The sequence below is a fragment of the Pseudomonas sp. CBZ-4 genome (assembly GCF_000346755.1).
GTDB lineage: Bacteria > Pseudomonadota > Gammaproteobacteria > Pseudomonadales > Pseudomonadaceae > Aquipseudomonas.
Map to the genome: position 1 here is coordinate 1 of NZ_ANNV01000139.1, position 23377 is coordinate 23377.

Below are 23377 nucleotides of genomic sequence, written 5' to 3' on the forward strand. Positions count from 1 at the left end.
CGGTGGGTCAGCTTGCACATCTGCTACTGATACACCGCCATCGCAGGCAAGCCAGCTCCCACATTTAGATCTTCATTGGTCGCAAGATTAGTGTCATCTGCCCGTGTTTAAGTTGTCCTTTTGATCCTCAAGAGGGCACCTCGCATGAGCCACTTCGATCTCGGCCGTCGCCGTGTGATGCAAGCCGTTGGCGCCGGGCTGTTGCTGCCGGGCCTGGCGCCGGCGGTGATCGCTTCGGTCGAGGACCGCCCGCAACTCACCGATGGCGTGCAGTCCGGCGACTTGCTCGGCGACCGCGCGATGATCTGGAGCCGCAGCGACCGCCCCGCACGCATGGTGGTGGAGTGGGACACCCGCAGCACGTTCAGCAACCCGCGCAAGTTCATCTCGCCCCTGGCCGACAACCGCACGGATTTCACCGCCCGCGTCGAGCTCACCGGCCTGCCCGCCGACCAGGCGATTTTCTACCGTGTGCATTTCGAAGACGCCCAGACCGGCGTTGCCAGCGAACCCTGGTTCGGCCACCTGCGCAGCGTGCCGCAACAGCGCCGCGACATCCGTTTTGTGTGGAGCGGCGACACCGTCGGCCAGGGCTTCGGCATCAACCCGGACATCGGCGGCATGCGCATCTACGAAGCCATGCGCCTGCGCCTGCCGGACTTCTTTATCCACAGCGGCGACACCATCTACGCCGACGGCCCGGTGCCCGCGCAGCTGGTCACCGAAGGCGGGCGCGTGTGGCGTAATATCACCACCGAAGCCAAGAGCAAAGTCGCGGAAACCCTCGACGAATATCGCGGCAATTACCGCTACAACCTGCTGGATGAAAACGTGCGCCGCTTCAATGCCGAGGTGCCGCAGATCTGGCAGTGGGACGATCACGAAGTGGTCAACAACTGGTCGCCGAGCAAGCAGCTCGATGAGCGTTACCAGACCAAGGACATCCACACCCTGGTCGGCCGCGCGCGCCAGGCCTGGCTGGAATATTCACCGATGCGCCGCCAGGCCGCCGACGGTGGCGGACGGATCTATCGCAAGCTCAGCTACGGGCCGTTGCTCGATGTGTTTGTGCTGGATATGCGCAGTTATCGCGGGCCCAACGATGACAACCTGGGCGGCGAAAAAGCCTTCCTTGGCCGTGAGCAACTGGACTGGCTCAAACGTGAGCTCAAGGGCTCGCAGGCGCAGTGGAAAGTGATTGCCGCCGACATGCCCATCGGCCTTGGCGTGCCGGATGGCGAGGTGAGCCCCGGCGTGCCGCGTTGGGAGGCGATTGCCAACAATGACCCGGGCGCGCCCCAAGGCCGAGAGCTGGAGATTGCCGAGCTGCTGGGGTTTCTGCGTGCGCAGAAGGTGCGCAACCATGTCTGGCTGACTGCTGATGTGCACTACTGCGCGGCGCATCACTATCACCCGGATCGGGCGGCGTTCCAGGATTTCGAGCCGTTTTGGGAGTTTGTCGCGGGGCCGTTGAATGCGGGGAGTTTCGGGCCGAATCCGTTGGATAAGACGTTTGGGCCTGAGGTGGTGTTCGAGAAGGCGCCGCCGGCACAGAACACTTCGCCGTTTGCCGGGTTCCAGTTTTTTGGTGAGGTGCAGATTGATGGGCAGACGGCGGAGTTGACGGTGATCTTGCGGGATCTGGATGGGGTCTCGGTGTTCCAGCAAAAACTCCAACCTGTCTGACTTGGAATGCAATTAAAACTGTGGGAGCTGGCTTGCCTGCGATAGCGGTGTGTCAGCTTGCACATTGGGTACTGATATAACGCCATCGCAGGCAAGCCAGCTCCCACATAAGACCGTTTCCACATTGGGTTTTGTGTATTTATAGGCCGATCGGCGTCGCTTCGAAGCGCACACGCGGATGCGCAATCCGATCCTGAGCCCGCACCAGCTCCAGCTCGTAACTCGCACACGCCTGGGTTTCCAACAGCACTTCATGCACTGCCGCTGCGGTGAACTCGAAGGCCGCCACCAGGCTGTCGCCCAGTAACACCCGCGCCAGGAACAACCCCGACGTCAGGTCCCCAACCCCCACCGGCTGACGCGGAAACGCCAGCAACGGCCGGCGCAGGTGCCAGCTGCCGTCGTGGGTCACCAGCAGCATCTCAAACCCTTCCGGCAACTTGCCCGGATAATCCAAATGTTTAACCAGCACTGCCTTCGGCCCGCGCGCCAACAAGGCCTTGGCCATGGCCAGGCAATCGAACAGCGACTGCGGCTTGCGCCCGGCAAAGCTGTCCAGCTCCAGCTGGTTGGGGCACAGGAAGTCAGCCATGGCCGCCGCTTCGTCCAGCAGGAAATCGCTGACTTCCTGCGGCACGATGCAGCCCTTTTCCGGGTGACCCATGACCGGGTCGCAGAGGTACAGGGCCTTGGGGTTGATCGCCTTGATGCGCGCCACCCCGGTCAGGATCGCCCTGCCCTGATCGGCACTGCCCAGGTAGCCGGACAGCACCGCATCGCAGTTGCCCAACTCGCCAATCGCCGCAATGCCTTCCACCAGCGCCGGAATCTGCTGCGGCGCCAACACTTCGCCGGCCCACTGGCCATACTGGGTGTGGTTGGAGAACTGCACCGTGTTCAGCGGCCAGACGTTCACCCCGACGCGCTGCATGGGGAACACGGCGGCGCTGTTTCCGGCGTGGCCAAAGACCACATGAGACTGGATCGCAAGCAGATGAGGTGTGCGTTTCATGCAGGGAATGTCCGTAAAGCCATTGAGATTCTGGCCGCGCAGTATGCGACTAAACGCAGCCTGTACGACAGACCGGCGACACAGTTAAGCTGCTCTCACTTTGTTGGAGTTTTTCGCATGCTGACCCTGGGAAATATCTTCGTGTTGATGCTGCTGGCGACCGGCGCCGCCTGGGTGTGGCACAACCACGGCCTGCGCGAGCGCGCGCTGGAGCGGGTCAAGCAGCATTGCGCCAAGCTCGACATCGAACTGCTCGATGGCGCCGTGGCGCTCAAGCGCATCGGGTTTGTGAAGGATGCCAAGGGCCGCCGGCGCCTGGCACGCATCTACAATTTCGAGTTCACCGTGACCGGCGAAAGCCGTCATCCGGGGACCATCACCCAATTCGGCGCCCACAGCGCGCAGATCGAACTGGCGCCCTACCCGTTCGAGATCAAGACGCCGCTGCCCAGCGCCGACGTGATCGAGCTGAGCCAATGGCGCCAGGACCACGCCAGCAAGAACCGTCACTGACGACAGGCGGCCAGCGCGGCCTGTAGCGCCGCCACGTCCTGTGGCGCGCTGAAGATCAATTCGATACGTGAATCGCGACGCCATTCGCTGGGTTGCCAGGTGAGCGGGCTGTTATCCACCGCGTTGGCGCTGAGCCAGCCTTCGCCGCTGTGGATAACCAGTTTGGCGCGGCGCCATTCAAGGCCTGTGAGCCACTGATGCAGGCGCTCGGCGTTAAATCGCTGGCTCGGGTGCCAGCGCCAACCGATGCTCCAGCCGCCTTCCTGGGCCTGACTCAGGCAGATAGGCAGCGCGGGGTCGCTCCAGATCGCCGGCATTTGCGCCAACCCTTTGGGCCCGTCGAAGTTATCCACAGCCCCGTACCCTTGGGCATTCAAGCCTGGCAACTGTTTGAGGGGCATGTGCGCCTGGCGCGTCCAGTAGAGCGGGCAATCGGGTAACTGCCGTTCGATGGCCTGGCGTTGTGCGGCATCCAGCCCTTCATCCTTGTTCAACACCAACAACCCCGCACTGGCCAGCGCTTCTTGTTGCGCCTGCGGCAAGGGTTTACCGGCCGCCAGGGCCTGGGCATCCAGTACCAGTACGCACGGCTGAACTGCCAGCACGGCCTGCCACGGCGCCGCCTTGAGTTGCTTGAGCAACTGCGCGGGATGGCCCAGCCCCGACGGTTCGATAAACAGCCGATCCGGCTTGGCCTTACGCAGCAAACGGCCCAGGCCGACCTGGAACGGTGCGCCATTCACACAGCACAAGCAGCCGCCGGCGACTTCGCCCAAGGCAATGCCGTCGTCGTCCAGGGTCAGTAGCGCGGCGTCCAGGCCAATCTGCCCAAACTCATTGATCAGCACGGCCCAACGTTCGTTGGCCGGGCGTTGGGCGAGCAGGTGCTTGATCAGGCTGGTCTTGCCGGCGCCCAGGGGACCGGCAATCACGTGAGTGGGAATGTTCTGCAACATGGAAGGCATCATTCAGGCCGTGTAGAGGGTTTGATCCTACGCGGTTATGCGAGCCAATCCAGCGTCAGGATCAAGCGGCGCTCGTCCGCTTTTAATGCCGGTGAACGATGGATCAGGCCATGGCCTTCGTTACCGTGCCACTTGGAGCCCTTGAGCAGCGCGACTTCGCCGCAGTGGATCTGCTCGATGCGCTCGCTCGGTTCGGCATCGGCCTGACTCAGCTGGCGACGATCCATCACCCCTTCGCGCAACCACTGGCTGCCAATGCCGGCGTAGGTGGTGATCAACCGCACCGGCACGTGATCGACGTGAAAACGCGGGCACATGGCCTTGTCCAACAGGCGCAAGCGCACGCCAATGCGCTTGGCGCCCAGCAGGCAGGCGAATGCGCTGACCAGCCACGAGACATCGGCGATAAAGCCCTCATAGCCTTCAAGATCACGGCAACTGGACGCCAGGTCCTGCAAATTCGGCACAGCATCTTCGCTGTCGAGTTCGACCACCATGGAATCGGCCAACGGCTCGTTGAGCGATACGAGCAAGGCGCCGAACTCGGCGATGTGCAGGGGCAATTGGCGCTGCCACAGCGCCAGGTTCACGCCGTCTTCGAGGATATCGGACAGGGCCAACGGGGTTTCCCCGCGGGTCTGGCGAATCACGGGACGCAGGGGGATTACCGGGGCGAGCATCAGGCAGCTGCCTCCTCATACCAAGGGCCAAAAGGATCGGCCAGCAAGCGCCAACCTTCGACGCCCAGGGCCATTTCTTCATCGTTGAGCAGGCAGGCGTCCAGTTCGGCGCGCATGGCGGCGAAGTCGATGTTCTGCCCGATAAACACCAGTTCCTGGCGGCAGTCGCCGGTGCTCAGTTGCCAGTTGCCCATGATCGCCGCGACGTTTTCTTCGTCCTGCGGCCACTGGCTTTTGGGCACGAAGCGCCACCAGCGTCCGGCAAAACCATGGCGCATCAGGCCACCGGCCTGGGACCAGCTGCCGGCGTCCTGGTGCTTGCTGGCCAGCCAGAAAAAGCCCTTGGAGCGCAGCAGTTTGCCGTTGACCCAAGGGCGGTCGATGAAGTCGAAAAAACGCTGCGGATGGAACGGCCGGCGCGCGCGGTAAGCGGTGGAGGCGATGCCGTACTCTTCGGTTTCCGGCACATGTTCGCCGCGCAATTCCTGCAACCAGCCCGGAGCCTGGGCCGCACGTTCGAAGTCGAAGCGCCCGGTATTGAGGATCTTGTGCAGCGGCACTTCGCCCATGACCATCGGGATGATTTCGGCCTGGGCGTTGAGGCGTTCGAGGATCGCCATCAGCTCTTCGCGTTCGCGGCTGCTGATCAGGTCGATCTTGCTGATCAGGATCACGTCGGCGAATTCGATCTGTTCGATCAGCAGGTCGGTGATCGAACGCTCATCTTCTTCGCCGAGGGTTTCGCCGCGTGAGGCGAGGCTTTCGGCGGCCTGGTAGTCGAGCAGGAAGTTCATGCCATCGACCACGGTGACCATGGTGTCCAGGCGGGCGATATCAGCCAGGCTTTGCTCGTTTTCATCGCGAAAGGTGAAGGTTTCCGCCACCGGCAATGGCTCGGAAATGCCGGTGGACTCGATCAGCAGGTAATCGAAACGACCTTCCTTGGCGAGTTTTCCCACTTCCAGCAGCAAGTCTTCACGCAAGGTGCAGCAGATGCAGCCGTTGCTCATCTCCACCAGCTTTTCTTCGGCGCGGTTGAGGGTGACGTCGCGCTGGACTTCGCTGCCGTCGATGTTGATTTCGCTCATATCGTTGACGATCACCGCCACCCGCAGGTTTTCGCGGTTGCGCAGGACGTAGTTGAGCAGCGTGCTTTTACCGGCGCCGAGAAAGCCGGACAACACAGTAACGGGGAGACGATTGGGCATCAGGTATTCCTCATCAGGTGGCCGGTCAAATCGTCCGTTTATGGCGTTCGCGCAGCTCTTCACGTTCTTTGGCTTCGATACACAGGGTGGCGGTAGGACGCAGCAACAAGCGCTGTAGGCCGATGGGCTCGCCGGTTTCACGGCACCAGCCGTATTCGCCACGGGCGAGCAGTTCGAAGGCGTCGTCGATCTTGTCCAGCAGCTTCTTTTCGCGCTCCAGCAGGCGCAGCTGCCATTGCCGTTGTTCTTCGGCGCTGCCCACGTCGGCGGGGTCGCTGTTGGGCTCCTGCTCGCGCAACAACTGGAACTCGGCGTCGATGCGCGCTTGCAGCTCATTGCGCTGGGCCAACAGCAGTTCGCGGAAGAAGCCTTGCTGGGCTTCGTTCATGTAGTCGGCGGGCGGTTGGGCCAGCAGGTCTTGTCTAGTCATGGGGAGCGGGTCACGGGTCAGGCTGTGCTTTTATGTTATAGTATAACAATACAAATAAGCCAATCCCCCTTGCTCGCCACGACGAAGGGCGCAATGCTTGAGCACTTTCCAGCCTTGAGAAACCTTATGAAATACCTGGCGTGCGCCCTGTTATTGGCCGTGGCAGGCCCGGCCTGCGCCCAAGTGCCGAGCCTGCTGGCGAAGTGCACGCGCAGCGCCAACCTGCTGGCCTGCGTGGACCCGCAAGGCAATGCCTACAGCGTGGCGACGGTCGGCAGCACCACGTATTTGCGCGGTTTCGAGGTGCTCGGCAAACGCCGCTGGGCACAAACCAACAGCCGTTATGGGCAACTGACGTTCTTTACCGGGCTGGCCTCGGACGGTGAGGCGTGGGTGGGCTACACACGGCGTGTGGGCTGGACCACGATCAACCGGTTTTCCAGTTCCGGTGGTTCCAGCGCCAAGTTCACCTGCAGCCGGATCACCGGCTGTTAGACCTGGCCGTTCTGCTGCTCCTGAACCCAGGCCATGTAGCTATTCATCGGTGGGTTCTTCTGGAAATACTTCTTCAACCCGTCGAACAAACCATCCGCGACCGCCTGTTGATGACGCGCCGTGACCAGACGCTCAGCGTCGCGGGTATTGGAGATAAACCCGGTCTCCACCAGGATCGACGGCACGTCCGGTGACTTGAGCACCGCGAATCCAGCCTGCTCCACGCGCTTCTGATGCAGGGTGGTGATGCCTTCCAGGCTGCCCAGGATCGAGCTGCCCAGTTGCAGGCTGGAGGCGATGGTGGCGTTCATCGACATATCCAGAATCACCCCGGCCAACATCGGGTCCTTGTCCTTGAGATTGAGCAGCGTGGTGGCGCCCAGCAAATCCGCACCGTTCTCACGCTGCGCCATGAAACGCGCCGTGGCCGACGTCGCGCCCCCTTCCGACAACGCATACACCGACGCTCCCGACGCGGTCAGCCGTGGCGCGGCATCCGCATGCACCGAGATGAACATATCGGCCTTGTGCTGACGGGCGATATCCACGCGTTTGCGCAGCGGTACGAAGAAGTCATCGTTGCGCACCAACTTCACGTCAAAGCCCTTCTCACGCTTCAAACGCTTGGCCAGCAACTGGGCGATGGACAACACCACGTCTTTTTCGCGCTGGCCTTTGGAGCCGATGGCACCCGGGTCTTTACCGCCGTGGCCGGGGTCGACCACCACGATGATGTCGCGCTTGGGGTGCGCCTTGTCCGTGATGGGCGCGGGCTCAGCGGCGATTTGCCGAGGCGCGTGGGTGCCGCTGGTCAAGTCCAGCACCAGGCGATGACCTTGGCCATCCTGCGGCGGCAATAGAAAGCTGTTGAGCTGCATCGGCGCCGCCAGGTCCAGCACGATGCGCGTGTCCGCCTTGCCGAAATGCCCCGAGCGGATCGACGTGATGCCGCTGTTCTTCAAGGCCAACTGCGAAAAATCACCACTGAGCCCGGCGCCGCTCAGGTCGATGATCAAGCGTTCCGGCGAAGTCAGGGAAAAGGTCTTGTACTGCACCGGCCCGCTGAGGTCGAACACCAAGCGCAGCTTGTCCGCCGAGCGCCACAGGCGCGCATTGCTGATCTGCGTGGCGTGGGCGGCAAACGGCAAGGTGAACAACGGGCTGACCAGGAGCAGGTTGAGGAGCTGACGTCTGTGCATGACAAATACCGCAGATAAAGGAGCGTCCGTACTCGACAGGGCTGAAAAAAGGCTGGAGCAGAATATTCATCGTCGATGCTATTGTTATACTATAACATGTCTAATTATTACCAACGATGGACCTGCTTATGAATGCGCTGACTCTGCCGGATATCGCCGCGCAGGCTTCACGCCAAGCCTTGCCACTTGACTGGGTGGGCATGTGCGGCATCGCCCTGCCGATCCTGATCGACGGCCAACGCCTCAGCGCCCGCGCCGATGCCGGCGTCAGCCTGGACGACGGCGAGGCCCGTGGCATTCATATGTCACGCCTGTACCTGGCGCTGGAGATGCTTGAGCAGCAGCCGCTTACACCTGCACTTCTGCGTAATGTACTGCAGCGTTTCCTCGACACACATGAAGGTTTATCTAAGAACGCCTACCTGCGCATCCACACCGATTTGCTGCTCAAACGCCCGGCGTTGATCAGCCCTTTGGCTGGCTGGAAGGCCTACCCGGTGAGCCTCGAAGCGCGCCTGGAAAACCAGATGTTCCACGTGGAACTAAAAATTGACGTTACCTACTCATCAACCTGCCCTTGCTCCGCCGCCCTCGCCAGGCAGTTGATTCAGCAGCAATTTCTCGACGACTTCAGCAATACGCCGCTCAAGCACGAAGACGTCCTCAACTGGCTCGGCAGCGCCAACGGCATCATCGCCACGCCCCACAGCCAGCGCAGCACTGCGCAGTTAAATATCCAATTGCAAGGCTCAGATCTGGCGCTGACTGAGTTGATCGACCACGCCGAAGCCGCCCTCGGCACCGCCGTTCAAACCGCCGTAAAACGTGCGGACGAACAAGCCTTCGCCCTGGCCAACGGGCAGAACCTGATGTTCTGCGAAGACGCCGCCCGCCGCCTGAACCTCGCCTTGAAACGCTCGGATGCCGTCAAAGCCTTCCACCTGAAAGTGATCCACGCCGAAAGCCTGCACGCGCACGATGCCGTGGCTGAAAGTCGCTGGACGAGACACCCTGCATGATCACCTGCACCGCATTACGCTGGGGCGCGCCAGGCCAACCGCTGACGCCCGCCCTCGATCTCACCCTGCAACAAGGCAGCCTCACCGGCATCATCGGCGCCAACGGCACCGGCAAAAGCAGCCTGCTCAAAGTCATCGCCGGCCTGCAAAAGCCGCTGGCGGGCAAAGTGCGCGTGGACGTCTCACGGCGTGGCGGCCTGTCGTTCCTGCCCCAGCAACAGCACCTCGACCGCCAGTTCCCCATCAGCCTGCAAGAACTGGTCGCCGCTGGCTTCTGGGGCACGAAACTCTCGCCGCAACAACGCAGCCAGCGCCTGGAAGCGGTCCTGGAAGACTGGTGCCTCAGCGGTTTGCAACATCGCCCGTTGATGGCCTTGTCTGGCGGCGAACTGCAACGCGCCCTGCTCGCCCGCATGAGCCTGGCCGAAGCACCGGTGTTGCTGCTCGACGAACCTCACGCCGCCCTCGACGAAGACGGCCAGGCGCTGTGCTGGAAACACATCCACGCCTGGCATGACGCCGGCCGCACACTGATCGTGGTCTGTCACGACCTCGCCTCGGTGCGCCAGCACACCCAACAAGTCGTGCAGATCAAAAGCACTGGCTGCGTGTTCGGCAACAGCAAAGAGCTGATCCGCCCACAAGCCCAAATGCAGGTGGCCTGATGCACTTCGCCGCCCACCTGTGGATGCCGTTCGTTGATTTTGTCTTCATGCGCCGCGCACTGATCGGCGGGCTCGTTCTGGCATGCAGCACCGCGCCCCTCGGCGTGTTCCTGATCCTGCGCCGCATGAGCCTGATCGGTGACGCCGTGGCCCACGGCATCCTGCCCGGCGCCGCCCTCGGCTTCTGGTTTGCCGGCCTCAGCCTGCCCGCGCTGACCATCGGCGGCCTCGGCGCCGGCCTGAGCATGGCCGGCCTGTCCGCGTGGATCACCCGCCGCACCGGCCTGCGCGAAGACGCCAGCCTCGCCGCTATCTACCCGATCTCCCTCGCCGCTGGCGTGCTGATCCTCGGCCTCGCCGGCAAGCGCCTGGACCTGCTGCACCTGCTGTTTGGCTCAGCCCTGGCGGTGGACGAAACCACCCTCACCGGCATGCTCTGGGTCACTGGGTTCAGCCTGATCGCCATGGCGCTGATCTACAAACCGCTGCTGCTGGACACCCTCGACCCGCTGTTCCTGCAAACGGTCAGCCGCCTCGGCCCGCTGGCGCATGGGTTGTTCCTGACGCTGGTGGTGCTGAACCTGGTGATCGGCTTCCAGGCCATCGGCGCCCTGATGGTGGTAGGCCTGATGATGTTGCCGGCCATCGCTTCACGTTTCTGGAGCCGGCGCCTGCCGGTGTTGATCGCGGTATCGGCGGTGCTGGGATGCCTGTCGGTATGGCTGGGCTTGTTGCTGTCGTTCTACTACTCGTTGCCCAGCGGCCCGGCCATCGTGCTGGTGGCGGGCGCCGGGTATTTGCTGTCCGTGGTCTTCGGTCCGGTGCACGGCTTGCTGCGCCGCCCGCCTTTGCTGTCATCCCAATGAGGTGTTTCCCAATGCGTGCTCTACTCGTGCTGTTCAGCCTTCTGCTGCCGCTGTCGATGGCCCAGGCGGCCGACAAACTCCAGGTGGTCACCAGCTTCAGTATTCTCGATGACATCACCCACCAGATCGGTGGCGAGCACATCCAGATCAGCAACATGGTCGGCCCGGACGCCGATGCCCACACCTACGAGCCCACCCCGGACGACGCCAAGGCCCTGCTCAAGGCCCGGGTCATTATCAAGAATGGCCTGGGCTTCGAGCCGTGGCTGGACCGCCTGGTGACCAGCACCGAAACCAAAGCCACCGTAGTGACCGCCAGCAAAGGCGTGATTTCCCACACCATGGACGAGGACGGCGAAACCATCCCCGACCCGCACGCCTGGCACAACCTGGCCAACGCCGAAATCTATGTGAACAACATCACCAAGGCCCTGATCGCCGCCGACCCGGCCAACAAAGCCGATTACCAGCGCAACAGCCAAACCTACCTGAAGGACATCTACCGCCTGCTGGCCGAAGCCAAGGCCAAGTTCGGCGCACTGCCGCCGGGCAACCGCCGCATCGTCACCTCCCATGACGCCTTCGGTTACCTGGGCCAGGCCTACGGGATCGAGTTCCTCGCGCCTCAGGGTTTATCCACCGAACGTGAACCGTCTGCCGCCGAAGTCGCCGCGCTGATCACGCAGATCCGCAAAGACAAGGTCAAGGCCGTGTTCATGGAAAACATCAAGGATTCGCGCCTGCTCAAGCAGATCGCTGATGAAAGCGGCGCGCAGATCGGCGGCACGCTGTACTCCGACGCCCTCGCCGCCGAAGGCCCGGCGAGCACCTTTACCGGGCTGTTCGAATACAACCTCAACACCCTGTGCGCGGCCCTGGCCAAGCCATGAGCCTGAGCATGCTCGACCTGGAAGGGGCTGCCCTGGGCAGCCGCTTCCCCCTCGAAGCCGTGCTCGATGCCCTGCCGTGGAACAGTGCTGGCCTGATCGCCGCCATCGCCCAACAGCATGGCAGCGGCGAGGTGCTGATGCTGGCCTGGATGAACCGCCAGGCCCTTAACGAAACCCTCGCCACCGGCCACGTCTGCTACTGGTCGCGCTCGCGCCAGCGGCTGTGGCGCAAGGGCGAAAGCTCCGGCCACTGGCAGCAACTGGTGGAAGCGCGCCTGGATTGCGACGGCGACGCCGTGCTGCTGATCGTCGATCAACAAGGCCCCGCCTGCCACACCGGTCGGCCCACCTGCTTCTACAACGCCATCGATGGCGACCACGTCCACATCATTACGGAAGCCTCAGCATGATCCGCAAGAACCCTTCCGGCGATCTGCCAGTGATTGCCGAATCGGCCTACGTCGATAAAACCGCAATCATCTGCGGCAAGGTGATCATCGGCGAGAACGTCTTCGTCGGCCCCTACGCCGTGATCCGCGCCGACGAAGTCGACGCCAGCGGCGCCATGGACCCGATCACCATCGGCGCCAACTCCAATATCCAGGACGGCGTGGTCATCCACTCCAAATCCGGCGCCGCGGTGACCATCGGCGAGTTCACCTCCATCGCCCACCGCTCCATCGTCCATGGCCCCTGCACCGTCGGCGACCGTGTGTTTATCGGCTTCAACAGCGTGCTGTTCAACTGCGCCGTGGGTGACGGCTGCGTGGTGCGCCACAACTCGGTGGTGGACGGCCGCGACTTGCCGGATGCGTTCTACGTGCCCTCCACCACCCGCATCGGGCCCAACACCGACCTGTCGCAATTCCCACCAGTGAGCGTCAGCGCCTCGGAGTTTTCCGAAGACGTGGCGCGCACCAACGTCGATCTGGTGCGCGGCTACAAAGCCCTGCAAAACGAGTTCTGAACCATGAGCCGCCTGCTGATCCGCAATGCCCGCCTGGTGAATGAAGGCCAGGAATTCGACGCCGACGTACTGGTCGCCAATGGCCGCATCGAGAAGATCGCCAGCAGCATCGAAGGTTGCAACGCGCCCGTGGCCATCGACGCCCAGGGCCAGTGGCTGCTGCCGGGCATGATCGATGACCAGGTGCATTTTCGAGAACCCGGCGCGCCAGACAAAGGCAGCTTCTACAGCGAATCCCGTGCGGCGGTGGCCGGCGGCATCACCAGTTTCATGGACATGCCCAACACCAATCCGGCCACCCTCGACCTGGACGCCCTCGCCGATAAAAAGCGCCGAGCCGCGTTGCACTCGGTGGCCAACTACGGCTTTCACTTTGGCGTGAGCAACGACAACCTCGACACCGTCGCTGCCCTTGATCCGCGCGAAGTGGCCGGGGTCAAAGTGTTCATGGGCGCGTCCACCGGCAATATGCTGGTGGACGACCCGCGCATCCTCGAGCGCCTGTTTGCCGAAGTGCCGACGATCCTGCTGGCCCATTGCGAGCACACGCCGAGCATCCAGGCCAACGAACTGCGCCTGCGCGAGCGCTTCGGCGAACATATCCCCGCCGTCGCCCACCCGCTGATCCGCGATGCCGAGGCGTGTTATCGCTCGTCCTCCTTTGCGGTGGAATTGGCAAAGCGCCACGGCACCCGCCTGCACGTACTGCACCTGACCAGCGCCCGCGAACTGGCATTGTTCGAGGACAAACCGCTGTCAGAAAAACGCATTACCGCCGAGGTCTGCCTGCACCACCTGCTGTTCGACGACCGCGACTATCACCGCCTCGGCCACCAGATCAAATGCAACCCGGCGATCAAGACCCGCGCCGACCGCGACGCCCTGCGCCTGGCCTTGTTGAGTGATCGTCTGGATGTGATCGGCAGTGATCATGCGCCGCATACCTGGGCGCAAAAACAGTTGGAGTATCGCCAAGCGCCGGCGGGTTTGCCGCTGGTGCAGCACGCGCTGCCGGCGTTATTGGAGTTGGTGGCCGACGGGCATTTGCCCCTGGCCACCCTGGTGGCGAAGACCAGCCACCGCGTGGCGGACCTGTTTGCCATTCCTGATCGCGGCTATGTGCGTGAAGGCTATTGGGCCGACCTGGTGCTGATCCAGCCCGAACCGCAAGGCAAACCCGTGAGCAGCCAACCGATCCTCGGCCGCTGCGGCTGGACGCCCTTCGCCGAGCGCAGTTTCCGCCACAGCGTCAGCACCACGTTGGTGTCCGGCCACCTGGCGTGGCACCACGGCCAGGTGGTCAACAGCTGCCAGGGTTTGCCCCTTCACTTTCTGCGTTAGGCGCGGGGTTTGACCGTGCCGCAATCGGTGCCCAGCCATTGGGCGTGGGTGTCCAGGCTGCCCTTCTGCTGAATGCCGGTGGCATTGAAGGTGCCGTTGACGGTAGTGGTGAATTCCTTCTGGCTCTGGAAAGTCGCCACGCCCGTGCCTTGGGCTTTCGGGCAGCTGAAACGGAATTTCCACTGGTTGCCGGTCTTGTCGGTCACTTCCTGTTTGCAGCCCGATTGCGGGTCGGTCAGGGGGATAGAGTCAGAAGCGACCTGCGCCGGGGTGAGGCACACCTGCACGCCTTTACCAGCCATGGTGATGCCCTGTTTTTCCAGCATGGCGCGCTGTTCGGGGGTCATCTGTTGCTTGAGCTGGCCGAGGATCAGCGACAAATCCGGCAGGTCCTGGTTATCCACTTTCATGTTGCTGGTGGTCAATTCCCACAAGCCCGGCGCCAGCATCTGCGCCTGTGCTGCGACGGGCAGCGCCAAACCAGTGACCATGGCCAAACAGAGCAGACGTGCATTCATCGGGTAACTCCTGGGTAATTGTGGGCGTTAGACGCCGCAAAGCCGCCAGTGTTGCACGGCAAATAAAATAGCGACATTCGGCACCAGACATGGTCTGTTAGGCATTGGATTGTCTGGAGTCTCGTCGTCCATGGATTTCTTTGGCCCGCACCTGCTCGCCTACTTCATCGCCACGCTGCACTTTCTCGGCACGCTCGCCGCGATCCACGCGGTGCTGACCGTCAGGACCGCCCAAGGCTCGATCGCCTGGGCCCTGTCGCTGATGTTCATGCCCTACCTCACGCTCATCCCCTACCTGATCTTTGGCCGCAGCACCTTTGACGCCTACATCCAGGCGCGGCGCCAGGCCAACCAGGAAATGCACACCGCCATCACCGAGCTGAACTGGCGCCCGTGGGTCGAAGAAGCCCTCGCCGCGCGCAACTCCAGCGCCTACGCCTCGCTGCGCGCCATGCCCAAGCTGGGGCGCATGCCGTGCCTGGCCAACAACGAAGTGCGCTTGTTGATCAATGGCGATGCCACCTTCAGCGCGATTTTCGCGGCGATTCGCAACGCCAAGACTGCGGTGCTGTTCCAGTTTTTCATCATCCATGACGACGAGCTTGGCAGGCAGTTGCACACCCTACTGCAGGAAAAAGCCGCCCAAGGTGTCAGCATCTACGTGCTGTACGACCGCATCGGCAGCCATGCCCTACCCCACCGCTACGTGCAATCCCTGCGTGACGCCGGGGTGCAGGTCAAGGCATTCGCGACGCGCAGTGGCTGGCTCAACCGTTTCCAGGTCAACTTCCGCAACCACCGCAAGATCGTCGTGGTGGACGGCGTTACCGGGTTTGTCGGCGGGCACAACGTCGGCGATGAATACCTCGGCAAAAAACCGCCGCTGGCGCCGTGGCGCGACACCCATGTGCAGGTCACCGGCCCGGTGGTGGCGTGCCTGCAAGAGTCGTTTGCCGAGGACTGGTTCTGGGCGGCGCGGGAGCTGCCGCCGCTGATCCTGCCGGACGCCTACCCCGACGACGGCGTGCTCTGCCAGCTGCTCGCCAGCGGCCCGGCCGACCCGTATGAAACCTGCTCGCTGTTCTTCGTCGAAGCCATCCACGCGGCGACTGAACGCGTATGGATCACCAGCCCGTATTTCATCCCCGACGAAGCCGTGTTCGCCGCCCTGCGCCTGGCGGTATTGCGCGGCGTTGACGTGCGCCTGCTGCTGCCGTCGCGCCCCGACCACCGTATCGTCTACGCAGCCTCCAGCCTGTATGCGATCGAAGCCGTGCGCGCCGGCGTGCGTGTGTTCCGCTACACGCCCGGCTTTTTGCATCAGAAGGTGGTGTTGGTGGACAGCGAAATCAGCGCCATCGGCAGTGCAAATATGGACAACCGTTCGTTCCGGCTGAATTTTGAAGTGATGTTGCTGACGGTAGATGAAGCCTTCGCCCACGAGGTGGAACAGATGCTGCTGGATGACTTTGCCCTGGCCCATGAAGTCAGCCAGGAAGAAAGCCGCGAGACACGGCGCCTGCAACAGCTGGGCATGCGGGTGGCGCGCTTGATCTCACCGATCCTCTAATAAACACCACGGTTAAAAACTGTGGGAGCTGGCTTGCCTGCGATAGCGGTGCATCAGCCAGCTCATCTGGTTCTGATACACCGCTATCGCAGGCAAGCCAGCTCCCACATTTTTAGATCTTTGGTGCTGCTGATTCAGCGGTAGATATCCTCCCGGGTCCACGGCAGCTCATGGCTACCATCCCCATGGGGCTTCACCGCCAGGATCTGATGCAAATTGATCCACCCCCGCGCAAACGCATACGCACACCCCGCCAGGTACAACCGCCAGATCCGCAACGCCTGCTCCGGCACCATCTTCGCCGCCGCTTCCAGGTTGTCCTCCAGGCGCTCGCTCCAATGGTCCAGCGTGCGTGCGTAATGCAGGCGCAGGCTTTCGACATCGACCACTTCCAGCCCGACTTCGCTGAGCTCGGCAGTCATCATCGCCAAATGCGGCAACTCGCCGTTGGGAAACACGTAGCGCTCGATAAAGTCACCGGCACCCCGGCCAACGGGGCGGCCGTCGGTGTGCTTGGCGGTGATACCGTGGTTCATCACCAGGCCGCCTTCACGCACCGCGCCAAACAGGGTCTGGCAATACTGCGCCAGGTTGGCGTGGCCGACGTGTTCGAACATGCCCACACTCACCACTTTGTCGAAACGGCCGTCTTGCGGCAGGTCGCGGGAGTCGAGCAATTGCAGGTCCACCTGGTCGTCCAAACCTTCGGCTTTCACCCGCTCGCGAGCCAGGGCCAACTGTTCTTTGCTCAGGGTGATGCCAAACACCTTGACCCCAAACTCCCGCGCGGCAAACCGGGCGAGCCCACCCCAGCCACAGCCGACGTCGAGCAAATACTCGCCCGGCTGCAAGCGCAACTTGCGGCACAGGTGGCGGAATTTGTCTTGTTGGGCCTGGTCGATGGATTCGCTGCCGGTTTCGAAGTAACCGCAGGAGTACGCCATGTCCTGGTCCAGCCACAGCTGGTAGAACTCGTTGGACAGGTCGTAGTGGTAGGAAATGGCCGCCGCGTCTGTGGCCTTATCGTGGATCGAGCGCACCGGACGCGTTTCTTCGTCGTCCTCCACCAGGGCATGACTCAACTCGTCGCATACCCGGATCACTTCGCTGATGGAGCCTTCCAGCTCCAGTTTGCCCTCGATAAAGGCCTCGCCCAGTGAATTGAGCGTCGGATGGGTCAGCTGAGGCACGACCGTGGGGTCCTTCACCACGATGGTCACACTGGGCTCGGGGCCCAAGTTGAATTCATGGCCATCCCAGAGTCGAAGACGCAGCGGCAGCTGAAGATTCTGTAAGGCCGGTGGAAGTTGCGCGAGCATGAGTAGTCCCCCCTTGTTTCAGACGTCTGAAAAGAGGGTAGACCATCCCGAGACAAGTAGGAGGCTATCGATCTGATAGCTCATCGCTATGGCCGCGGCGCTCAAGCAACCCCTCTTCGATCCACTGTTTCAACCATGTAACGGCCTGCAGCGGTGCGCCCTCTGCATACGTGATTGCCAAGTGCGCGCACAGTTCTGAAAAGCTCCAGCCAGTGGCCACCATGCCTGCCAGGGCGCAGGCTTCCTTGGGTTCCAGGCTGCGGTAACGGCACACGTTCCGGTGGCGCCACACCAGGCAGATCCGTGCCGACGCCAACGCCTCGCTGCCAGGAAAATCCGCGTCGTCCTTACCCGCTCGCCAGATCGCCAGCGTATTGAAGTGACACAGCATCTGCTGCACCGAGGGCGCCAGGGTGACCTGCAAACCCGGCCAGTCCTCAGGCGCCAACAACGCCATGTCCTCCAGGCCCAGCGGCTCGCCCTGGGGCGAATCGAACGCCAGGGTGAACGCCCACTCCAACCGCGCCAATTCCGCCAGCGGCGCACTTTGTTCCTCCAGCAAATGCTCGACGATAAAGTCTGCGAAGCGTTCGCCCAGCCAACGCAGGCTGTAATGGACCGACGGATACCGGCGCACGTAAGCCTCCGTCAGCAAGGCAAACTCAGCATCCCCAAGCCAATACCAGATAGCACCGAAGTCATTGCGCAACACGTCCTGCAACCGCGCCCGGTAGGCGTTGTGATAGATCGCCAGGCCGGTATCCACATCCAGCGTCGGCCCGCCCAGCAACGTCGCGGCAAAGCCACTGTTGGCCAGCGGTGTTTCGTCTAACAGATGCTGCTCAAAAGCCAACTGCCAGTCGGTCAGGCGCATAACGGCCTCCTGGCCAGGGCGCTGGCCCCCAGTTCACGGGCCTTGGCCAGTTCGGTGAGCAGTTCTTCGAACGGCGGGAAATGGTCGTCGCGCTCCAACAACGTCGACACCGGCCCGAAATGTTGCAGGGTCTGTTGATACAGCGCCCACACCGGGTCGCACACCGGGTGGTCATGGGTATCGACTACATAGTCGCCGTAGTCCATATGCCCGGCCAGGTGCAGCTGGCGGATGCTGTGCGGCGGCAGGTTGCGGATAAATGTCCAGGCATCGAAGCCATGGTTACGCGAGCTGACATACACATTGTTCACGTCCAGCAACAGCTGGCAGCCCGACAAGTGCGCCAGGGCGTTGAGGAATTCCCACTCGGTGAACTCATCGGCCTTGGCGCGCACATAACTGGAGACATTTTCCAGCACCAGCGGGCGCTGCAGCACGTCCTGCACTTGGCGCACACGGGCGGCCACGTGGTAGAGACTTTCTTCGGTGTAAGGCAGGGGCAACAGGTCATGCAACTGGTGCGCGCTGCCACGGCTCCAGCACAGGTGATCGGACACCCACGCCGGCCGGATGCGCTCGGCAAGTTGCTTGATCTGTTTCAGGTAGTCGAGATCGAGGGCATGGGGCCCGCCGATGGACAGGGACACGCCGTGCATCACCAGGGGATAACGCTCGGCGATGGCGTCCAGGTAGTACAAGGCTTTGCCGCCCTGCACCAGGTAATTTTCGGAGATCACTTCGAACCAATCCACGGCCGGCGACTGTTCAAGGATCTGCTGGTAGTACTCGCTGCGTAGACCCAGGCCGTAACCGAGGCTTGCAAGGGCAGTGGACATAAGACACTCCTGGGCAAAGTGTCCGCAGCGGCGGTAGGCAACCGCTGCGGGTGCACTCGATTACTCGCCGACTTTGCCACCCGCCGCATCGCACGCGGCCTTGGTCATGGCCTTGAAGCCGTGGCCCTTGCAGACAGCCTGGCCCTTGCAGGCGTTTTCAGCGGTCTTGCAGTCGTTCATGCCTTTGCAGGAGGTCACGCCGTAGCAGTGAACAGGCGCGTCGGCGGCTTGTACCTGGGTGGCGACACCGGCAAACATGGTGGCGGCAGCGATAGCCAGGGCAGCACCGGAAACGGCGTTTTTGATGTTCATGGTTGTATTCCTCATATCAGTAGGGTGTCGGTCTGAACGGATTGTTCAGTCTCGACACACCACTAGAGAGAGGTCCCCGCCTGGCGTTACAGCACCCGCGAAAATTTATTCTTCGAGCTTCGACAAAGGCTCCTGAAAGCGCAGCAAACGCCCGGCATTGCCCAGTACCAGCAAGGTGCTGAGGTTATGCAACACCGCCGCAATCATCGCCCCGGCGGCGCCCAGCCAGCCAAAGGCAGCAAATACGACGATGGCCAGCGTCCAGCCCAGGCCAATGATCACATTGACCTGCAACGTCTGCCGGCACTGGCGACTCAAGCGCACACAGGTGCCCAGGCGCCGCAGGTCGCTGCCGATCAGCACCACGTCCGCCGAGGCCAACGCAATGTCCGCGCCGCCCGCGCCCATGGCCACGCCGACCACGCCAGCCTTGAGCGCCAGGGAATCGTTGATGCCGTCGCCCACCACCATCGGGCGGAAACCGCTGCCGATCTCCCCCAGCACACGGTTGAGCTTGTCTTCCGGCAACGCCTGCGCCTCGACGTCACTGATGCCCACGTCCAGCGCCAGGCTGTCGGCGACGCTTTGGCGGTCGCCGGTGAGCAGCAATTGACGGCCCAGGCCGAGGTCGCGCAGCTCTTGTAGCGCCTGGCGGGCCTCGGGTTTGACGCTGTCGGCCAGCAGCAGCCAGGCGAGGAATTGCCCGTCCAGCGCCAGCCCGGCAATCGGGCCGTCGTGGTTCGGCACAGGCGTGGTGACGATCCCCAGTTGCTCAAACAACTCCGGCCGCCCCAGCGCCGCTTCGCCCTGTGCGGTCTGCGCCACCACACCAAGGCCCTGGCGCTCACGGATATCCGTCAGCACCAGCAGCTGTTCCTGCGTGGCCAACCCGGCCAATGCCCGGCTGACCGGGTGGCTGCTGGCGGAGCCGAGGCTGGCCGCCAGGTTGAGCAACACCTGCCGATCCGGCGCCGAGGTTTCGATGGACTGCAGGCGCAGGGTGCCAAACGTCAGGGTGCCGGTCTTGTCCACGACCAGCGAGGTCAAGTCCGCCAGCTCCTCCAGAAACGCCGAGCTGCGGATCAGAATCCCATGGCGCGCCGCCACGGCAATCCCGGCAATCGCCGTGGCCGGCGCCGACAGCACCAACGCACACGGGCACGCCGCCACCAGCACCGCGAGCATCGCCTGCGCATCGTTGGTGACAAACCAGGTGACCGCCGCCAGCAGCAACACCAACACCATGTAACTGCCGGCGTAACGCTCCAGCAGCCGCGTGATCGGCGGCTTGGAGCGCTCGGCGTTCTGCATCAGCGCGATGACTTTGCCCAGGGTCGATTCATTGCCGGTGCGCGTCACTTCCAGGCGCAGCAGGCCGTCGAGGTTGATCGCCCCGCCGAACACCTGCACACCCACACTCGCCTCCAACGGCACCGACTCGCCGGTGATCGGCGCGGTGTCCAGGCTCGCCTGACCCGACAGCACCACGCCATCGGCGGGCACGCGGTCGCCGGCACGCACTTCGACGATATCGCCGGTGTGCAGCGTGCCGTTGTCCACCTCGACAATGCTGCCGTCGGCCTGCACCAGGCGCGCGTGGCTGCGGGTCAGTTTGCCCAGTGCGTGGATCGCCTCCTGGGAGCCGATCACGCTGCGTTCTTCAAGCACATGGCCGAAGATCATGATGATTGGCAGCAGCGCAGCGGTCAGCAGATCACCGGTGGCCCAGGCGCCGAGCATGGCCAGGGCGATCAGTTGATCGGTGATGCCATGCAGGCTGGGAAAACGCAGGCTGTACCACGCCGAACGCATCACCGGCACGGCCACCAATAGCGACGCCACACCCAGCAACAACTGACTCACGCCGGTCTGGTCCGGCGCCAGCCAGCGCCACACCAGGCCCAACACCAGCAAGCCGAGGGCCAGCATGGCCAGGGTCAATTGCCGCGCAGCACTGCGCTGCTCGGCGGAGGTCAGCATGGGTGCGCTCATTGTTCGGCTCCCTGGATAATCAAGCGGGAGTCGTCTTTCGGATCGACCGTGGTCACGGAACCGGCCTGGCCGAGAATCTTCGGCAGGCGTTCGCGGTACAGGCGCAACAGCAAGCCCGGGTCTTTCACCTGGGCCAGGCTGGCGACCGTGGCGGTTTGCGCCTGGGCATTGGCCAAGCGTTCGCTGGCCTGAGCGTGGGCGACTTGCACCACGCGGTCGGCCTGCTGGGTGGCGGCCTGGGTGAGTTTTTCGGCGTCGGTGCGCGCGTTGGCCACGGCTTTGTCAGCCTGCTGGCTGGCGGTCAGCACCGCGTTGAAGGCATTCACCGCCGGGCTCGGCAGGCTGGATTGCACATCCACGCGGGTGACTTCGATGCCCAGGCCCAAGCCCGTCGAGGCCAATTCGGCGAGGCGTTTGTTGATGCCTTGCACCAGGTCACCACGCAAGCGTTCACGGCGCTCGGCGGCGCCGTTGTCGGTGCCGATCAGCTCGGGGCGCGCCACCAGGATCGTGTCCAGGTCGCGGGCCGCCGTGAGGGCCACGGCGCTGCGCGTCACCAGGCGATCCAACGCCGGCAACACATGCGCGCCTTGCAACACAAACGCGTAAGGCTCGGTGACCTTGTAGAACACCCGCACATCCAGCTGCACCACGCCGGCATCGCCGGTCAGCAGGTAACCGGAGCCGGCCAGGGCATCGCTCAACGGCGTGGCAAAACTGGCCACGCGGTCGGCCTGGGTCGCCGCCTCGGAGCGCAGCAGGTTCTCCACCCGCCGTTCGATCACGCGGTCGGCGGCCGGCAGCAACACCACTTGCTCGAACGGTTGCGGCCAGGCCAACAGAAGGCCGGCGTTCTGGATACGGTCGAGGGCGCCGAAGTGCAGGACCACGGCGCGGTTCTGCGGGTCGATCTGGCGCACATTGGAAAACGCCCAGGCCAACGCGGCCAACACGGTCACCGCGTACAGCGCCATGAAGGTCAGGCGCCCGGCCTGGATCCACGGGCTGTCCGGGCTGTCACGCTCGATCATGGTTGGACGTCCTTGGGCCCATCCACCAACGCGCGGAACGGCGCAGCATCGGTGCGCAGGATGATCTTGGTGCCCGGCGTCACCACCGTGCCCAAGGTATCCAGCGAACGCAGCAGGTTATACAGCTGCGGGTTGCCGGCGTAGGCGCGGCCGTAGATCTGCGCGGCTTCGACCCGCGATTGCGCTTCGATATCGGCGGCTTTCACCGTGGCATCGGCCTGCACGATGCGCGCGTCGCGCTCGGCGGCGGAGCGGATCTGCGCGGCTTCACGCTTGCCCACGGCGGTGCGTTCGGTGGCGATGGTCTCGCGCTCGGCGCGCATGCGATCAACCGTGGCGGTGAGCGTCACCGACGGCAAGGTCAGCCGTTCGATGCCAACCTGGGCCACGCGCACGCCATAGGTGGTGAGCAATTGTTGATCGATCTGCTGGCGCAGCTGCGCCTCGAAATCGGCGATGTGCACCTGGCTGGCATCGGTGTTGATCAGGCTCGACAGGTCAAAGCTGGCCGCCGTGGTTTCCAGCGCCGAGCCGACAAAGGTACGGATCTGCCGCGCCGCTTCGTCCGGCTGGTTCTGCACCGCGCGCATAAAGCGCTGCACATTGTCGGCATCGCCCTGCACCTGCCACGCCACGTAGGCCTGCACGATGATGCGCAGGCCATCGCGGGTGCCCACGTCCTGCAAGCCACTGGAGGTGGTGCGCAGGCGCAAGTCCACCGGGATCGCCGCTTCGAACGGCGCCGGCAGGCGCCAGCCCAGGCCCGGTTCCAGCAGCACCCGCGCCGGGTTGCCGAAGCGGGTAATCACCGTGGCTTCGCCGGAACGCACTTGCACCAGGCTCGCGGCCGCGACCGCAAACAGCACCAGCAACAACGCCCAGGCCATGCGCCGCCAAGGGAATGGGCCGGCCGCTTGTTCGTCACCGTGATGATGATGGTGGTGATGGCCATGATGATGACCGTGATCGTGAGAATGAGCGCTCAACAG

General features: G+C 63.2%; 25 protein-coding genes. 11 read left to right on the top strand and 14 right to left on the bottom strand.

Going from position 1 to position 23377, the window contains the following annotated elements; translation table 11 throughout:
• Positions 1-144 precede the first annotated feature (144 nt).
• Complete coding sequence (locus tag B348_RS0118615) at positions 145-1686, top strand: alkaline phosphatase (RefSeq protein WP_017737583.1); 1542 nt, start codon at positions 145-147, stop codon at positions 1684-1686.
• A gap of 139 nt (positions 1687-1825) precedes the next feature.
• Here the strand turns inward: B348_RS0118615 and pdxY are convergent, their stop codons facing one another.
• Positions 1826-2698 (bottom strand): pyridoxal kinase PdxY, encoded by an 873-nt coding sequence (pdxY, locus tag B348_RS0118620; RefSeq protein ID WP_026136886.1) that lies wholly within the window; start codon positions 2696-2698, stop codon positions 1826-1828.
• A gap of 117 nt (positions 2699-2815) precedes the next feature.
• Here pdxY and B348_RS0118625 point away from each other — a divergent pair, with 117 nt between their 5' ends.
• Complete coding sequence (locus B348_RS0118625) at positions 2816-3211, top strand: DUF3301 domain-containing protein (protein WP_017737585.1); 396 nt, start codon at positions 2816-2818, stop codon at positions 3209-3211.
• Here B348_RS0118625 and B348_RS0118630 read toward each other — a convergent pair.
• From B348_RS0118630 to dksA, 4 genes are read right to left on the bottom strand one after another with little or no spacing between them, the layout of a single operon-like run.
• On the bottom strand, positions 3205-4167 hold the full coding sequence (locus tag B348_RS0118630; protein WP_017737586.1) for a GTP-binding protein: 963 nt from the start codon (positions 4165-4167) through the stop codon (positions 3205-3207). The two genes, B348_RS0118625 and B348_RS0118630, sit on opposite strands and share 7 nt — an antisense overlap.
• Before the next feature lie 44 nt (positions 4168-4211).
• Positions 4212-4856, bottom strand: coding sequence for a DUF1826 domain-containing protein (locus tag B348_RS0118635; RefSeq protein ID WP_017737587.1), 645 nt, complete (start codon positions 4854-4856; stop codon positions 4212-4214).
• Complete coding sequence (gene zigA, locus B348_RS0118640) at positions 4856-6064, bottom strand: zinc metallochaperone GTPase ZigA (RefSeq protein WP_026136887.1); 1209 nt, start codon at positions 6062-6064, stop codon at positions 4856-4858. The genes B348_RS0118635 and zigA overlap by 1 nt, the downstream gene beginning before the upstream one ends.
• A gap of 25 nt (positions 6065-6089) precedes the next feature.
• The gene (gene dksA / locus B348_RS0118645) at positions 6090-6494 is read right to left on the bottom strand and encodes an RNA polymerase-binding protein DksA (RefSeq protein ID WP_017737589.1); all 405 of its coding nucleotides are present in this window, start codon (positions 6492-6494) and stop codon (positions 6090-6092) included.
• A gap of 126 nt (positions 6495-6620) precedes the next feature.
• Here dksA and B348_RS0118650 point away from each other — a divergent pair, with 126 nt between their 5' ends.
• Complete coding sequence (locus tag B348_RS0118650; RefSeq protein ID WP_017737590.1) at positions 6621-6989, top strand: hypothetical protein; 369 nt, start codon at positions 6621-6623, stop codon at positions 6987-6989.
• Here the strand turns inward: B348_RS0118650 and B348_RS0118655 are convergent.
• The gene (locus B348_RS0118655) at positions 6986-8188 is read right to left on the bottom strand and encodes an N-acetylmuramoyl-L-alanine amidase (RefSeq protein WP_017737591.1); all 1203 of its coding nucleotides are present in this window, start codon (positions 8186-8188) and stop codon (positions 6986-6988) included. The genes B348_RS0118650 and B348_RS0118655 overlap by 4 nt on opposite strands.
• 128 nt (positions 8189-8316) lie before the next feature.
• Here B348_RS0118655 and folE2 point away from each other — a divergent pair, with 128 nt between their 5' ends.
• Genes folE2 through B348_RS0118690 form a run of 7 tightly spaced genes read left to right on the top strand, consistent with a single transcriptional unit; the run spans position 8317 to position 13936 of the window.
• Entirely contained in the window at positions 8317-9207 is an 891-nt protein-coding gene (gene folE2 / locus B348_RS0118660; RefSeq protein ID WP_017737592.1) for a GTP cyclohydrolase FolE2, read from the top strand.
• Positions 9204-9872 (top strand): metal ABC transporter ATP-binding protein, encoded by a 669-nt coding sequence (locus B348_RS0118665; RefSeq protein ID WP_017737593.1) that lies wholly within the window; start codon positions 9204-9206, stop codon positions 9870-9872. The genes folE2 and B348_RS0118665 overlap by 4 nt, the downstream gene beginning before the upstream one ends.
• Complete coding sequence (locus B348_RS0118670) at positions 9872-10738, top strand: metal ABC transporter permease (protein WP_017737594.1); 867 nt, start codon at positions 9872-9874, stop codon at positions 10736-10738. The genes B348_RS0118665 and B348_RS0118670 overlap by 1 nt, the downstream gene beginning before the upstream one ends.
• Positions 10739-10749: 11 nt before the next feature.
• Positions 10750-11628 carry a metal ABC transporter substrate-binding protein gene (locus tag B348_RS0118675; RefSeq protein ID WP_017737595.1) on the top strand — a complete coding sequence of 293 codons (879 nt, stop codon included), beginning with the start codon at positions 10750-10752 and terminating at the stop codon, positions 11626-11628.
• On the top strand, positions 11625-12038 hold the full coding sequence (gene hisI / locus B348_RS0118680) for a phosphoribosyl-AMP cyclohydrolase (protein WP_026136888.1): 414 nt from the start codon (positions 11625-11627) through the stop codon (positions 12036-12038). The genes B348_RS0118675 and hisI overlap by 4 nt, the downstream gene beginning before the upstream one ends.
• The gene (locus tag B348_RS0118685) at positions 12035-12595 is read left to right on the top strand and encodes a DapH/DapD/GlmU-related protein (RefSeq protein WP_017737597.1); all 561 of its coding nucleotides are present in this window, start codon (positions 12035-12037) and stop codon (positions 12593-12595) included. Before hisI ends, B348_RS0118685 begins: the two co-directional genes overlap by 4 nt.
• Positions 12596-12598: 3 nt before the next feature.
• Positions 12599-13936, top strand: a complete 1338-nt coding sequence (locus tag B348_RS0118690) for a dihydroorotase (RefSeq protein ID WP_017737598.1) — start codon at positions 12599-12601, stop codon at positions 13934-13936.
• Here the strand turns inward: B348_RS0118690 and B348_RS0118695 are convergent.
• Positions 13933-14454 (bottom strand): DUF3617 domain-containing protein, encoded by a 522-nt coding sequence (locus B348_RS0118695; protein WP_017737599.1) that lies wholly within the window; start codon positions 14452-14454, stop codon positions 13933-13935. The two genes, B348_RS0118690 and B348_RS0118695, sit on opposite strands and share 4 nt — an antisense overlap.
• A gap of 130 nt (positions 14455-14584) precedes the next feature.
• Here B348_RS0118695 and cls point away from each other — a divergent pair, with 130 nt between their 5' ends.
• Positions 14585-16024, top strand: a complete 1440-nt coding sequence (gene cls / locus B348_RS0118700) for a cardiolipin synthase (protein WP_017737600.1) — start codon at positions 14585-14587, stop codon at positions 16022-16024.
• A 134-nt stretch (positions 16025-16158) separates the two neighbouring features.
• On the opposite strand, the gene cfaB is transcribed toward cls, so the two are convergent.
• The 7 genes from cfaB to hflC all read right to left on the bottom strand — a co-directional run bounded on the left by cfaB (position 16159) and on the right by hflC (position 23374).
• Positions 16159-17343 (bottom strand): C17 cyclopropane fatty acid synthase CfaB, encoded by a 1185-nt coding sequence (gene cfaB, locus B348_RS0118705; protein ID WP_026136889.1) that lies wholly within the window; start codon positions 17341-17343, stop codon positions 16159-16161.
• 64 nt (positions 17344-17407) lie between these two features.
• Positions 17408-18217 (bottom strand): DNA-binding domain-containing protein, encoded by an 810-nt coding sequence (locus B348_RS0118710; protein ID WP_017737602.1) that lies wholly within the window; start codon positions 18215-18217, stop codon positions 17408-17410.
• The gene (locus tag B348_RS0118715; protein ID WP_017737603.1) at positions 18208-19053 is read right to left on the bottom strand and encodes a DUF692 domain-containing protein; all 846 of its coding nucleotides are present in this window, start codon (positions 19051-19053) and stop codon (positions 18208-18210) included. The genes B348_RS0118710 and B348_RS0118715 overlap by 10 nt, the downstream gene beginning before the upstream one ends.
• A gap of 60 nt (positions 19054-19113) precedes the next feature.
• The gene (locus B348_RS0118720; RefSeq protein ID WP_017737604.1) at positions 19114-19365 is read right to left on the bottom strand and encodes a membrane protein; all 252 of its coding nucleotides are present in this window, start codon (positions 19363-19365) and stop codon (positions 19114-19116) included.
• 105 nt (positions 19366-19470) lie between these two features.
• Positions 19471-21357: a cation-translocating P-type ATPase gene (locus B348_RS0118725; protein ID WP_026136890.1), complete on the bottom strand. Its 1887-nt coding sequence runs from the start codon at positions 21355-21357 to the stop codon at positions 19471-19473.
• A complete protein-coding gene (gene hflK / locus B348_RS0118730) occupies positions 21354-22388 on the bottom strand; it encodes a protease modulator HflK (RefSeq protein ID WP_017737606.1) in 1035 nt (344 codons plus the stop codon). The genes B348_RS0118725 and hflK overlap by 4 nt, the downstream gene beginning before the upstream one ends.
• Positions 22385-23374, bottom strand: coding sequence for a protease modulator HflC (hflC, locus tag B348_RS0118735; RefSeq protein WP_026136891.1), 990 nt, complete (start codon positions 23372-23374; stop codon positions 22385-22387). Before hflC ends, hflK begins: the two co-directional genes overlap by 4 nt.
• Between the last annotated feature and the right edge of the window lie 3 nt (positions 23375-23377).